General features: G+C 67.9%; 14 protein-coding genes. 6 read left to right on the top strand and 8 right to left on the bottom strand.

All coding sequences use genetic code 11. The annotated features are described in order from the left end of the window. Nucleotides 1–65: 65 nt before the first annotated feature. The gene (locus ABD231_RS13540) at nt 66–1319 is read right to left on the bottom strand and encodes an amidohydrolase family protein (protein ID WP_344150107.1); all 1254 of its coding nucleotides are present in this window, start codon (nt 1317–1319) and stop codon (nt 66–68) included. 65 nt (nt 1320–1384) lie between these two features. Between ABD231_RS13540 and ABD231_RS13535 the strand changes: the two genes are divergently transcribed. Next, on the top strand, nt 1385–1864 hold the full coding sequence (locus ABD231_RS13535; protein WP_344150105.1) for a MarR family winged helix-turn-helix transcriptional regulator: 480 nt from the start codon (nt 1385–1387) through the stop codon (nt 1862–1864). A gap of 47 nt (nt 1865–1911) precedes the next feature. Here the strand turns inward: ABD231_RS13535 and ABD231_RS13530 are convergent, their stop codons facing one another. Both ABD231_RS13530 and ABD231_RS13525 read right to left on the bottom strand, forming a co-directional pair. Beyond that, entirely contained in the window at nt 1912–2127 is a 216-nt protein-coding gene (locus ABD231_RS13530) for a helix-turn-helix domain-containing protein (RefSeq protein WP_012923942.1), read from the bottom strand. A gap of 136 nt (nt 2128–2263) precedes the next feature. Then, a complete protein-coding gene (locus tag ABD231_RS13525; RefSeq protein WP_344150103.1) occupies nt 2264–3439 on the bottom strand; it encodes an acetoin utilization protein AcuC in 1176 nt (391 codons plus the stop codon). A 117-nt stretch (nt 3440–3556) separates the two neighbouring features. Between ABD231_RS13525 and ABD231_RS13520 the strand changes: the two genes are divergently transcribed. Next, nucleotides 3557–4693, top strand: a complete 1137-nt coding sequence (locus tag ABD231_RS13520) for a GDSL-type esterase/lipase family protein (protein WP_344150101.1) — start codon at nt 3557–3559, stop codon at nt 4691–4693. Here the strand turns inward: ABD231_RS13520 and ABD231_RS13515 are convergent. Next, on the bottom strand, nt 4690–5184 hold the full coding sequence (locus ABD231_RS13515) for a GNAT family N-acetyltransferase (protein ID WP_344150099.1): 495 nt from the start codon (nt 5182–5184) through the stop codon (nt 4690–4692). The genes ABD231_RS13520 and ABD231_RS13515 overlap by 4 nt on opposite strands. A 324-nt stretch (nt 5185–5508) precedes the next feature. Between ABD231_RS13515 and trpS the strand changes: the two genes are divergently transcribed. Together trpS and ABD231_RS13505 are read left to right on the top strand one after the other, a co-directional pair. Continuing rightward, nucleotides 5509–6474 carry a tryptophan--tRNA ligase gene (gene trpS / locus ABD231_RS13510; RefSeq protein WP_344150097.1) on the top strand — a complete coding sequence of 322 codons (966 nt, stop codon included), beginning with the start codon at nt 5509–5511 and terminating at the stop codon, nt 6472–6474. Further along, nucleotides 6471–7214: an endonuclease/exonuclease/phosphatase family protein gene (locus ABD231_RS13505; RefSeq protein WP_344150095.1), complete on the top strand. Its 744-nt coding sequence runs from the start codon at nt 6471–6473 to the stop codon at nt 7212–7214. The genes trpS and ABD231_RS13505 overlap by 4 nt, the downstream gene beginning before the upstream one ends. Here the strand turns inward: ABD231_RS13505 and ABD231_RS13500 are convergent. The 3 genes from ABD231_RS13500 to proC are packed head-to-tail and all read right to left on the bottom strand — an operon-like array spanning nt 7211 to nt 9565. After that, on the bottom strand, nt 7211–8113 hold the full coding sequence (locus tag ABD231_RS13500; protein ID WP_344150093.1) for a TIGR03560 family F420-dependent LLM class oxidoreductase: 903 nt from the start codon (nt 8111–8113) through the stop codon (nt 7211–7213). The genes ABD231_RS13505 and ABD231_RS13500 overlap by 4 nt on opposite strands. Nucleotides 8114–8148: 35 nt before the next feature. Then, nucleotides 8149–8727: a hypothetical protein gene (locus tag ABD231_RS13495; protein ID WP_344150091.1), complete on the bottom strand. Its 579-nt coding sequence runs from the start codon at nt 8725–8727 to the stop codon at nt 8149–8151. Nucleotides 8728–8761: 34 nt separating this feature from the next. Further along, nucleotides 8762–9565, bottom strand: coding sequence for a pyrroline-5-carboxylate reductase (gene proC / locus ABD231_RS13490; RefSeq protein WP_344150089.1), 804 nt, complete (start codon nt 9563–9565; stop codon nt 8762–8764). A 101-nt stretch (nt 9566–9666) separates the two neighbouring features. Here proC and ABD231_RS13485 point away from each other — a divergent pair, with 101 nt between their 5' ends. After that, nucleotides 9667–10107 (top strand): hypothetical protein, encoded by a 441-nt coding sequence (locus ABD231_RS13485; protein WP_344150087.1) that lies wholly within the window; start codon nt 9667–9669, stop codon nt 10105–10107. Nucleotides 10108–10110: 3 nt separating this feature from the next. Here ABD231_RS13485 and ABD231_RS13480 read toward each other — a convergent pair whose 3' ends face one another. Continuing rightward, entirely contained in the window at nt 10111–11040 is a 930-nt protein-coding gene (locus tag ABD231_RS13480) for a proline dehydrogenase family protein (RefSeq protein ID WP_344150085.1), read from the bottom strand. 163 nt (nt 11041–11203) lie between these two features. Here ABD231_RS13480 and ABD231_RS13475 point away from each other — a divergent pair, with 163 nt between their 5' ends. Further along, nucleotides 11204–12238 carry a DUF695 domain-containing protein gene (locus ABD231_RS13475; RefSeq protein ID WP_344150083.1) on the top strand — a complete coding sequence of 345 codons (1035 nt, stop codon included), beginning with the start codon at nt 11204–11206 and terminating at the stop codon, nt 12236–12238. Nucleotides 12239–13424: the final 1186 nt, after the last annotated feature.

Here is a 13424-nt window from a genome sequence, read left to right as displayed (position 1 = left end):
GGGTGGAGGTGGGGGTGGGGGTGCTAGGCGGTGGGGCTTGTGGGGTGGAGGTGGGGGTGGGGGTGCTAGGCGGTGGGGCTTGTGGGGTGGAGGTGGGTGGTGGAGGTGGTTAGGGCGGTTAGGGCTGCTTGGACGGGGGTTGGGTGTAGGTGGCCGTTGCGTTTGAGGACTTTGCCTCCTACTAGGACTGTTTCTACGTTGCCGGGGTGGGCGGAGGTTACGACGGTGGCTACTGGGTCTTGGAGGCCGCCGGCGAGGTTGAGGTCGGTGGCGCGGAGGAGGATGAGGTCGGCTTGGTTGCCTAGGGCAAGGGAGCCGATGTCGGGGAGGTTGAGGGCTTGGGCGCCGGCGATGGTGGCTAGTTGGAGGACTTCGGCGGTGGTGAAGGCGTTGTGGCCCAGGGCGAGGATTTGTTGCATGGCGCTGAACATGTCGCCGGCGGCGCTCGTGACGGTGTCGATGCCTAGGCTGAGGGGGACGCCTAGGGCTTTCAGGCGGGCGGCTGTGGGGGCGCCCATTTCCAGGCGGGACTCGACTGTGGGGGTGACGGAGACTGAGGCGCCGGATTCGGCGATCAGCTTGAGCTCCGCATCAGACAGGTTGTTGCCGTGCACATAGACGGTGTCCGGGCGTAGTAGGCCTGCCGAGGACAGGTCGGTGATCGGCGTCTCGGTCAGGTGACTGCGGTCGATGTGGGTGACGATGGGCAGGCCGAGCGAAGCGGCTAGGGCCCAGTCGGCTTCGACGACGTCGAAGGGGGCGAAGGCGGGGCCGGTGGAGGCGAGTGCGATGGTGATGCGGTCGGAGGCCAAGGCAGCGACGCGGCGCATCTCGAGGGGATCGACGGGGCCGCCGACGAGGGGTGAAGGGCCGAAGCCGAAGACTGCGCGGATGCCGCTGCGGTCCAAGGCGTCGATGGCGGCCTCGGCGAAGGTTGCCGAACCTTGCACGTGTGAGTAGTCCTGCACGGTGGTGATACCGCCGTCGAGGCACTCCAGCGCGCCGACAAGGTTGCTCGCGGCAACATCCTCCGGCCGGTACCGCGTCCCGCGCGCCTGCATCACCTTGTCGAAGTAGAACCCGAGATCCCCCGCGGCCCCGATCCCCCGCAAGGCCGTCTGCCAGAGGTGCCGGTGGGTGTCGACAAACCCGGGCAGCACGATCCGCCCACGAGCGTCGATCACCTCGGCCCCATCCGCGGGCAGCCCCGGTCCGACAGCAGCGATCCGGCCGTCCTCGATCAGTACGTCGGTCTCCGGCCGCACGACCACTTCCGGCGCGGTGTCGATCACCAGGCCGCCTTGGACGAGTATGCGCATCAGAAAATCCCCTCAGTGAAAAGCTTTCTTGAAAGCTATCACCAAAGGCATCTAGACTGTCAACCATGACGACCGATCGGGTGGACGGGATCATCGCGGCCTGGCAGCGGGAGCTGCCCGAGGCGTTGCACCCGACCAGCGAGCTGGGCAAGCGGGTGATGCTGCTGGCCGATGGGCTGGGTCAGGCGGTCCGGCCGGTGCTCCGGGAGCTCAACCTGACCGGCGCCGAGTACGACGTGATCGTCGCGCTCCGCCGCGGAGGAGCGCCGTACCGGCAGAAGCCGTCGGACCTCAGCCGCAACCTGTTCCTGTCCTCCGGCGGCACCAGCAACGTGATCAACCAGCTGGTACGGCGGGGCTACGTCGACCGCGAGCCCGATCCCGTCGACGGCCGCGGCACCCAGATCCGCCTCACGGAGGCGGGTGTGAAGGCGGCCGAAGAGGCGGTCATCGCGACTTCACAGGCACACCACGATCACTTCAACGGGGTCCCACAAGAGACGATCGAGCAGCTCACCGCGCTGCTCCGCACGATCCGGACATGACGAGGCGGCCGGTCCCCAAACCAGGGATCCGGCCGCCTCTCTCGTGGTTATCCGGCCTGAAAGAAGGCGCCCTTGAGGTAGTCGTGCACTGCGTCCTCCGACACCCGGAACGAACGACCTACCCGCACCGCGGGGAGCTCTCCGGAGTGCACCAAGCGGTACACCGTCATCTTGGACACGCGCATGGCCGTGGCAACCTCTGCCACGGTCAGGAACTTCACCTCTGCGAGCGGCTGCTCACCACCGGACTTCTTTGATGCCATTTGCGCACCGCACTTCCAGCACGGATCGTGCGCCGGCTTCCCCTCCGGCACCTCCGTCCGTGCATGTGTCGAGGGTAGTGGCTGTTGGTGCGAATGGGAAAGAGGGGGACTCGTGTGACTCGATCCTGTGACGAAGTCAGTACGTGGGGTCAAGGCCGAGGTACGGGAAAGCGACATCCCGGGTGGCCTTGATCGACCGGTCCAGCCAGGTGTCCGGGTTGTAACCGGCCGACCAGTCGATGTACTCGGGATCGCGCCCGTCGGTCATCCGCAGCGGCGCGACCCGGCCGAACCGGATGCGCACCTCCTCGCGCCACGCCTCTGGCACCAAGGTCTGCGGGTCGACCGGCTTCCCGGCGACGATCGCCAGCAGGTGGCTCCAGGCGCGCGGGACGACGTCGATGATCGCGTAGCCGCCACCACCGGTGGCCACCCACTTCCCGTCACACACCTCGTGCGCCAGGTCGTGCAGGGCCAGGTACGCCGCTCGCTGCCCATCGACCGTCTTGGTCAGATGGGCCAGCGGGTCCTCCACGTGGGAATCGCACCCGTGCTGCGTGACGAGGATGGAAGGCTGGAACGCCCGAACCACATCCGGCACGATCGCGTGGAACGCCCGCAACCACCCGGCGTCCCCGGTACCCGGTGGCAACGGAATGTTCACGGCTGAACCGCGAGCGTCCGGCCCACCGATCTCACCGGCGCTGCCGGTCCCGGGGAAGAGCGTGGTCGGCGACTCGTGCAGGCTCACGGTCAGCACCCGGGGGTCGTTGTAGAAGACCTCCTGTACGCCGTCCCCGTGGTGCACGTCGACATCGACGTACGCGACCCGCTCGGCGCCATGGTCGAGCAGCCACTGGATCGCGACCGCCGGGTCGTTGTAGACGCAGAACCCGCTGGCCCGGTTCGGCATCGCGTGGTGCAGGCCGCCCGCGATGTTCGCCGCGTGCAGCACGTCGCCCGACCAGACCGACCGCGCGGCCTCGACGCTGGCGCCGGCGATCTGGGCGCTGACATCGTGCATCCCGGCGAAGTTGTAGGTGTCGTCCGAGCCGAGACCGTGCTCCAGATCCGGTACGTCGGGATGTTCGCCGGCCCGTTTGACCGCCTCGACGTACTCGGCCGTGTGCACGGTGCGCAACAGCTCGTCACTCGCCATCGGCGCGGGGACCACCGAGAGCTGGTCCAGGATGCCGAGTTCCCGCGCCAGCTTGATGGTCAGTTGGACCCGGATCGGACTCATCGGATGCCCACGCCCGAAGTCGTACTTCGTCAGAGCATCCTCGAAGACCAGTCTCGCCTCACCACTCATGGATCCGACCATAGCGGTCTACAGAGGTTCGGGGTCGGTCGAAAGGTTTGCCGGGGACTCGGCACCGGCTCAGGATCGATGCGCCACGTAAGGCCCGCCCACCTCGAGGAGAACCTCATGCGTGCGATCACTCGCGCACTGCCCGCCCTGCTCGGTACCGCGGCTTTGATCGGCAGCGCCGTGACCGCCGCCACCGTCACCGGCGCCACGACCGCGCCCGCCGCCGACGGTCCCGCCGTACCGATCGAGCGGGCGACGCCGACCAAGATCATGCCGCTCGGCGACTCGAACACGGCCGCCTCCACCGGCGCCCGCGAGGGGTCCTACCGGGCCGACCTGTGGCAGCTCCTGAAGGCGGACGGCCGGCCGGTCGACTTCGTCGGCTCCATGGTCAGCGGTCCGACGACGCTGATGGACCCCGACAACGAGGGCCACGGCGGCTGGACGATCACCGGGATCCAGGACAACATCGTCGGCTGGCTGAACACGTACCAGCCGGACGTGATCACGCTGCAGATCGGCACCAACGACATGTACGACGACGCCTCGGCCGGCACCGCGCCGGGCCGACTGTCGACTCTGCTGGACACCATCACGAACACCCGGCCGGGCGTGAAGGTGTTCGTCACGACGATCCCGCAGCTCGCCAACGCCGACCACTACAGCCGCGTCGCCGCCTTCAACGCGACCATCCCCGGTATCGCGGCCGCAAAGGTTGCCGCTGGCAAGAGTGTCACGGCACTGGACGCGAACACCCCGATCGTCCAGCCCTACGAGTTCGTCGACATGTGGCACCCGTACTACGGCGGCGCGTCCAAGGCCGCGATCCGCTGGTACAACGCGTTGACCGGAGTGCAGACCACCCGGCTGGAGGCGGAGCAGAGCGCGAACGCGTCGATCAGCGGGGCGCCGACCAGGCGCGTCCCGAACGTCACCAACTCCGGCGGGGCGAAGATCGGTTACATCGACGCCGAGACCAGCTTCGTCAAGTTCAACTTCGAGGTCGGTGCCGCCGGCAACTACCGGATCCGGGTCCGGTACGCGAACGGGATGGGCACGAACTGCTCGCACAAGGTCAGCGCGAACGACGGACCGCAGACCGTCCTCGTCTACCCGTCGTACGGCTGGGAGCTGCCCGGCACCGTGAAGATCGACCTGCCGCTGAACGCGGGCAAGAACACGATCACTTTCGCCAAGGGTGAGTGCTACACCGAGCTGGACGCGATCGACTTCAGCCTGGTGCCGACCGCCTAGAGCGTCTGCGACATCAGAGTGAGCGGGCGCGTCGGGTCGTAGAACGTCTCGACGCGTCCGGTCGGCTCGAAGCCGGCCCGGCGGTAGAACGCGGCCGCTCGCGGCGCGGCGGCGTACACCCAGAGCAGCAAGCGCTTGTACTGCTGCTCCCGGGACCAGACGAGCAACTCGGTGGTCAGCGCATCAGCGACCCGCTGGCCACGGAACTCGGGGTCGACCCACATCGACAGCATCAGCGCGGCGTCCGGGTCGCGCTCGTCCGGTCCCGCTGGCGCGCCGACGACCATCCCGGCCGGTCGGCCGTCGGATTCGGCCAGCATCGAAACCTTGTCCGTGGCGCGCAACCGGGACCGCCAGTCCTCCTCGGTCAGCGCGACCGAGCCGCCGTACGTCTGGTAGAAGGAGTCCGGGGCCTCGAGTAGGGCGCGCAGCCGGACCTCGCGCAGGATTCCCCAGTCGTCCTCGGCAAGTCGCCGTACCTGCACCGTCATGACCTCATCCTGACAAACCGATTGGGGCGGGCGGCGCAACACCCCTCCCAGGCTGCGCCGGCCCGCCCGAGCGCTGGGTCAGCAGCGGGTCCAACAGCCGGTTCATCGCTGCCGGACTGCAAAGCGTTACAGAATTTGCAGAACAAGTGCAGACCGATCGCCCACAGTGAGCTAATCTTGTCTCGTGAACACGAATCTGCAGCTGTGGTGGGCCGTCTAGGGCGGTCACCCGGCGTTCACACGCATCCATGAGGCCGTCTCGCCGAGACGGCCTCTTTTTTGTGCCCTCGGTGGGACCCACACCACTCACCGAAAGGTACTGACATGACTTCGCTCTCCGGCATCACCCCGTCCGGCCGCCTGACCCTGGGCAACCACCTCGGCGCCCTGCGGCGGTTCACCGACCCCGACGGGTTCTACTTCGTCGCCAACCTGCACGCGATGACCACGAAACACGATCCACGGCGGCTCGCGACGCTCACCCGCGAGTGCGCGACGCTGATGCTCGCCGCCGGGATCCCGCCCGGGGCGGTCTTCGTCCAGTCCGACGTCTCGACGCACGCCCAGCTCGCGTACCTACTCGAGTGCACCTCGTACGTCGGCGAGCTGTCCCGGATGATCCAGTACAAACAGAAGGGCGGCCGGCCGATGACCCGGGCGTCGCTGTTCACCTATCCATGCCTGATGGCGGCCGACATCCTCCTGTACGGCGCTCAGCGGGTCCCGGTCGGCGGTGATCAGGATCAGCACGTGGAACTGGCCCGGGACATCGCGATCCGGTTCAACCGCGAGTACGGCGAGACGTTCGTCGTACCGGAGTTGCACAAGGCGGCGCTGGCCACGCGGATCAAGGACCTGGCCAACCCGACCGCGAAGATGAGCAAGTCCGACTCCGACGATGCGGTCGGGACGATCCGGCTGCTCGACCCGCCGGACGTGATCCGGCGCCAGGTGATGCGGGCCGTCACGGACTCCGACAACGAGATCCGCCACGACGAGTCCGAGAAGCCCGGGGTGACCAACCTGCTGGAGATCCTGGCCGCCTGCACATCTGGTGACCCCGTCCAGCTCGCGGCGGCATACTCGTCGTACGGCGATCTCAAGCGGGACGTCGCCGACGCCGTACTGGCCGTCATCGAGCCGCTGCAGAAGGAGTACGCGCGGCTGGCGACCGATCCTGGGGCGATCGACGGGCTGCTGGCTGAAGGCCGTGATCGGGCCCTCGAGGAAAGCACTCCGCGACTCCGGGCGGCGACCGTAGCCATGGGTTTGGCAGGATCAATGCCATGAAGATCAGGGCCGCCACCTTCAACCTCCGCAACTCCTCCGCCCCGGACGGCGACAACGCCTGGCCGAAGCGGCGAGCTGCGGCCGTGGCGGCGATCGAACTCCTGGACGCCGACGTGGTCGGGCTGCAAGAGGTGCTGCCCGACCAGCTCGATTACCTGCGGTTCCGGTTCCCGAAGTACGAGATCGTCGGCGCCGGGCGGGACGACGGGATGAGTGCCGGCGAGCATTCGTCCGTGCTGGTCCGGCCCGGCGACTGGCGGATCGAACGCTCCGAGACCCGCTGGCTGTCCGACGACCCCGGTACGCCGGGATCGGTCGGCTGGGATGCGCATCTGACCCGGGTGGCCACGCTGGTGTGGTTACGGCACCGCAGCGGTACGACGATCGGCGTACTGAACACGCATTACGACCACGCGGGCGAGGTCGCGCAACTGCAGTCGTCGCGCCTGGTCGCGAAGTGGACGACCGGCGATTTGCCGTGGATCGTGATGGGCGACCTGAACGCGACCCCGGACTCGCCGCCGCTGAAGGCGCTGACGGACGCCGGGCTGCGGTACGCCGTACCCGCTGATGCTGGTGGCAGCTGGCACGACTTCACTGGCGCCGAGGACGACGAGCGGATCGACCACATCCTGATCAGCCCTGCGTGGACTGTGACCGAGGCAGCCGTCTCGCACTTCCGTCCCGGTGGACGGCTGCCCAGCGATCACTGGCCCGTGTTGGCCACGTTGACGCTCTAGATCTTGGCGAAGACCTCTTCGCGGAGGCGTTCGAGGGTTTCGAAGCGCTTGGCGCCGGAGCCGAACCAGTGGTCCGGGACCAGGACCTCGTCGATACCGGCGTCGGGGTACTGCGCGACGACGTCGAGGACTTCCTGGGCCGAGCCCATGATCACGTGCAGACCGCGGGACTCGAAGTTCTCCTTGCGGGCGATCGCCTCGGTATCGCCCGGGGCGATCACCTCGAGGAAGGTCTGGGCGGAGCGGCGGACAGTCTTCGGGTCGCGTCCGATGCGCTCGCAGTGCTCGGCGAAGACTTTCCCCTTGTGGGCGGCGAGTTCTGGGCGACCCCAATGGTTCCACTCGTCGGCGTACTTGGCAACGATGCCCAGGGCAACCTTCTCGCCGGCCGCGCCGATCAGCACCGGCAGCTTGGCCGGCTTGGGCTCGAGCGGGGCGCCGGTGAGCTGGTAGTACTTGCCGTCGAAGGTCGCGCGCTCCTCGGTGAGCAGGCCCTTCAGGACCTGGCATGCCTCTTCGAGCCGGGCCAGCAGCTCCTTGGTCGGCGGTAGCTCGATGCCGTAGACCTCGTGCTCGTTCACCTGCCAGCCGGCGCCGATGCCGTACACGAACCGGCCGTTGCTCATCTGGTCGATCGTCGCGGCGGCGTTGGCGGCGACGGCCGGGTGCCGGTAGGTGTTGCCGAGCACCATCGAGCCGATCCGCACCCGCTCGGTGCGGACGGCGAGACCGGCGAGCAGCGCGAACGCCTCGTTCACCGGCACCGACAGGTCGTTGTCGTTCTTCATGAAGTGGTCGGCGATCCACACCCCGTGCCAGCCGGTGCGTTCGGCGTACTCGGCACCTTCGAGAATCTCGATCCAGGTACGACCGGCGTTCGGCCAAAAGGAAAAGTCCATGGCCCAACCCTATTGCTGGGACCTTATGTCGGTCGTCAGACCAGGTGCCAGCGCATCAGGAAAGAGCCGATGGAGAGCACCAGGTAGAGCAGGACGAGCAGCGCGCCGATGCCGGGACGCGGGGTGGCGCGGCGGGCCGGGCGGCCGGCGGCCTGGCGGCGCAGGGCCTCCATCACGGCTGCGACCTCGGCGGTGCGGTCGACCGGGATGCCGTTGATCTCGTTCTCGTCCTTGCCACGAGTCAGTACGACGTTGTCGTCGCCGACCTCGATCTTGTCCACGTCCTGCCACCGCAGACTGCGGATCAGCATGCTGGTGCGGGCCTTGAGGGCGGTCGGGGTCAGCATCACCCGGTAGAGCACGACGCCGCCGGCGATCCGGACCACCGAGGCGCCGATGATGGTCAGCAGGAACACCGCGAGGATGTCGCGAGCGCCCATCCAGAGCCACGAGTTCAGCGCCGGGACCGCGATGAACGGCGTCACGAACAACGCCCAGGCCCACCACGGCGCGGGATCCAGCGGGACCCGCCACGGCAAGGCCGGCAGCTCGGCCACCGGCTCCGGGGCAGGGCTCAGCTGCTCGGGGCTCTGTTGCTCCGAACGATTACCCATGGGCGTCAGCGTAACGCCAGCCTCACTAGAGGTGTTATTCGGCGGCGAGATCCCGCGAACGGTTGCGGGCCGCCTCGATCGCGGACAGGAACGCCGCCCGGACCTTGTGGTCCTCCAACTCACGGACCGCGGCCGCCGTCGTACCGCCCGGTGAGGTCACGCGCTCCCGCAGCACAGTCGGGTGCTCGCCGGTCTCGCGCAGCAGCTTCGCCGAACCGAAGAGCGTCTGTACGACGAGGTCGGTCGCCGTGGTGCGCGGCAGCCCCATGTGGACACCCGCCTCGATCATCGACTCCACCACGAAGAAGATGTACGCCGGACCCGACCCGGAGATCGCGGTCACCGCATCCTGCTGCTTCTCCGGCACCCGGATCACCCGACCGGTCGCGGACAGCAGTCCCTCGGCCAGCGCGAGGTGGCTCTCGTCGCAGTGCACACCGCGGGAGATCGCCGCCATGCCCTCGTCGACCAGAGCAGGCGTGTTCGGCATGACCCGGACGACCGCGACACCTTCGGGCAGCCGCGACTCGATGAAGCTGGTCGAAATACCCGCGGCCAGCGACACCACGGTCTGCTCGGGCTTCACCACGGGAGCAATCTCAGCCAGCAACTCCGGCATGTCCTGCGGCTTCACCACGAGCACCAGGGTGTCCGCCTTCGCGGCGGCATCCAGGTTGGACAGGACATCCACGCCGTACCGCTCGCGCAGCTCGGCAGCACGCTCAGCCCGTCGCTCGGTGATCAGCAACTGCTCCGGTCGCCGCCCGGCCCGGATCAGCCCCGACAACAACGTCTCGCCCATCACACCGGCCCCGAGAATGGCCACCTGGTCAGTCATGCCCACACAGTACTGACGATCCGCCACGCGCTCCGATGATTTGTCCACGGAACAGGACATAGGATGTCCTATCCGTCCCTCCGCCCCGTAAGGAACCGCCCATGCGACTTCGCCGTACCCTCACCGCTGTTGCCGCCGCGCTGCTGCTGCTCGGCAGCACCGTCAGTCCGGCCGCCGCCGCGGACCCGCCCTGGTTGACCCCGGACAAGGCCACGAAGGCGGCCGGCCCGCCCAACTACGACAACTGCCGGTTCGCCGGGACGAACATCGGCTCCACCTGCTTCCAGTGGGTCGGCGACGTCCAGTGGGTGTTCGACGGCTGGACCAACGGCTGGGCAGCCGTGGTCCACGTCCAGACCAACTACGGCAAGGACCGGTACTGCCAGGCCCTGCCGTCGGCCGACGGCTGGGGAACCTGCAACTACAACCACGAAGAAGGCAAGTGCGTGCGGTTCCGGCTGTACGAGCTGAAGGGCGACTTGGTCCGCAACATGAGTGACTTCAGCCGTTGGTACGGCACCGAGTACGGGTCGCCTTGCTGATCCCTACTTCTTGCTGATCAGGGACCGCGCGAAGAACTGCAGGTTGGCCGGGCGCTCGGCCAGGCGGCGAACCAGGTAGCCGTACCAGTCCTCGCCGTACGGGATGTAGACCCGCATGGTGTGGCCGAGCCCGGCCAGCCGGAGCTGCTCCTCGGGACGGATGCCGAACAGCATCTGGTACTCGAAGGTGCCCGGCTGGCGGTTGGCGCGGTCGGCGAGCGAGCCGGCGATCGCGATCAGCCGCGGGTCGTGCGAGGCGATCATCGGGTAGCCGGTGCCGTTCATCAGGATCTTCAGCGCCCGGACGTACGCCTTGTCGACCTGGCGCTTGTCCTGGAAGGCGACCGACTCGGGCTCCTTGTAGGCGCCCTTGCAGAGGCGGACCCGGGAACCGGCGTGCGCGAGATCGCGGCAGTCGGCCTCGGTACGACGAAGGTAGGCCTGCAGCACCGCACCGGTCTCCGGGAAGTCCTGACGCAGCTCTCGCAGGATGCCCAGCGTGGAGTCGGTGGTGGTGTGGTCCTCCATGTCCAGCGTCACCGTGGTCCCGGCATTGCGGGCGGCGTGGCAGATCGTCCGGGCGTTCTCGAGGGCGATCTTCTCGCCGTCGGTGCCCAGCGCCTGGCCGACCGCGGACAGCTTGACCGACACCTCGGCGTTCTTCGTCAGGCCGGCCTCGGACAGCTTGCGGAGCAGCTCGAGGTACGCGTCGGCGGTGGCCGTTGCGGCGGCGACGTCGGTGACGTCCTCACCGAGGTGGTCCAGGGTGACGTTCAGGCCGTTGCTGACCAGCTTCTCGGTGGCCAGCACGGCCTCCGGAGCGGTCTCGCCGGCCACGAACCTGGCCACGATGCCACTGGAGACGGGCATGGCCGAGACGGCCTTCTTGATCTGGGGGCTGCGGGACATGCCCAGCAGGACTCGCCGAAGCACTTCTGTTCTCCTCCTCAAGCCACCCGGCCCCATATGCCAGTGGTGTCTGCAGGTTACGCGCCTGAACCAGACGCTCCATAATCGTGTGGCCGGGACCACACCAGTGGGGTACTGGTTTGGTCACGGAACGTATCCGCACCTCTGGCGAGGGAGGATGGGACGTATGCCCATCTTCAAGCGTCGCAAGACGGCCGTCGTGGAGGCCGACCCGATCGGCGCGTTCTGGACCTGGTGGACCTCGACCGGCGCGACCCTCGTCGCCGACGCGATCGCCCGCAAGGAGCCCGCCGCGATCGGCGCGACCCTGAGCGAGTGGGTGAACCGCGTCCACCCGGAGCTCGACTGGGAACTCGGCCCGGGACTGCACGCCGAACACGCACTCATCGTCACCGCGGCCGGCAACCCCAGCCGCCGCGCGACTGCCCGCCGCTGGCTCCGCTCCGCGCCGGTTTCGGACGAGCTGTGGGAGTACGCCGACCTGCGCCGACCGGGGCCAATCAGCACGATCCAGTTCGAGGGACTGCCCGCCGTACCGATTGAGCAGGCTGTCGTTGAAGTCGATCCGGATGCGTCGGCGATTCATGTCGGGGTGTTCCATCCGGCGTTTCCTGAGCTGCCGGTGGAGGTTCGGCAGCGGGTCACGTTCTTGATCCTCGATCTCGTGCTCGGCGAGGAGATGGTGGAGACGTGGATCGGTGCTATCGACACGCTCGATCGCCGGCCGGTGGATGCTCGGCCGATCGATACCTTGCTGCCCGCTGTTGCGGGGTTCGCGGCTGAGCACACGCTTGAGGACGGTAGTCCCGCGTGGAAGATGCTCGAAGGTACGCGGAATGGGCAGCGGTTGATCGCGACTGCCGAATACCCGCTGCGGTCGATCCGCCGGCCCCACCTCGACACGCATGTCGAGATCTCCGTCGGGTACCCGGTGGTCCGCGAAGACGGTCTGCCCGAGTCGGACATGCTCGACGAACTCCGAGCTTTCGAGGATCACTTGACTGCCCGCCTCGGTGGTTCCGGCAACCTCCTGGCCCACGAAACCTCCGCCGGCACCCGCCTTCTGCACTACTACACCGACGGCACCACCCCCGCCGCCGCCCAACTCGAAGCCGCCACCCCGGGCTGGACCCACGGCAAGGTCGCCGTCACCACCACCCAAGACCCCGCCTGGGACAACGTCTCCCACCTCTCGGGCTAGCCCCAAAGCCGGTTGGTCAAGCGGTTCGGCGTTGGCGTCAACAGCGGTGCTGTACGGCGCCGCTGGGGAGCGCTACCCCACCGAATCGGCAGGTACCGCTCCCCGGTCGCGCGGTGGCGGCGCTCCCCGAACCGGTTTGGGGAGTGCCGGGGCGCGTGGGTGGGTTCGCCGATGAGGTGGGAACCGCCGATTGGTGAGGGCTCGCTAGCTGATCCGGTACGACGTTGAGCACGGTTCAACCACGTACGCGGCCGAACGGTGGTTGCCGGGTGCTCAAGGTGAGCCGGCCGGCCGACCTTGAGCACGATTCGACCGTTTCGGCGGGGCTCGCGTGGTTGATGGGTGCTCAAGGTGACTTCCGCCCGCGATCTCGAGTCCCCGGGGCTGCTCGGGTGCGTTATCCGATGGGTTTTCGTCACCGAGTCCCCAAAATCCCTCGGATAACGCAGCTCGGGCATCACTCACCTCAGCCCCAGCCCGTCAGCCCCAGGCAGCGTGGAACCGCGGTCGCCGGCCTCGCCATCCGGCTCAGCCATCTGCTCGGCTCGCCCTCTTGCTTTGTCGGCCGCCTTTGGCGGTCGAGTGGGGGTGCAGGCCGAAAGATTCTCGGCCGGGGACGTGCGCTGTGGCTGATCACCGCGACCGGCCGACTACAAAGACAGCGTGGCTGGGCGCCGCGGTGGCTGAGGTGGATGGCGAGGTCGGCGACCACGGCTCCACGTTGCCTGGGGTTAACGGGCTATGGCTGGGGCAGTTGGGTTCCCGTCGCCTGACAGTGACCGTTGCTGGAGGTTGGGGTGGATGTTCGCCCTGAGCGGCCCAGCTTCCTCCCCAAACCGGTTCGGGGAGAACTGCCTCCCCCCACGAGGGGATCTGGGGAGCATCCACCGCCCGAATCCGTCGCGGATCCACCCCGATCCGGTTTGGGGAGGGGGTTCGACAGCGGCGTCCCCTTGACTCCCCAGCGTCCGAACGTCCGGAGACCGGTCCGCCTCGGCCGGGGGGTCTTCGGGGTTGCCCATCGAGTTGGGGGGTTGGCCACTGAGTTTCTCGATGGGCAACCCCCCAACTGAGGGGATAACCACCGAGCTGGGGGCGCCGGGTCGAGCGTCGCGGGAGCTGGGGAGTTCTCGCCGTCGTTTTCGGGGTGTGTCGGTGGCGCGGGGCTCCCCAAGTGGCACTGGGG

Source organism: Kribbella yunnanensis (genome assembly GCF_039529655.1).
GTDB lineage: Bacteria > Actinomycetota > Actinomycetes > Propionibacteriales > Kribbellaceae > Kribbella > Kribbella yunnanensis.
Note: the sequence above shows the minus strand (reverse complement) of the source record. Positions and strands in the feature narration are given on the sequence as shown.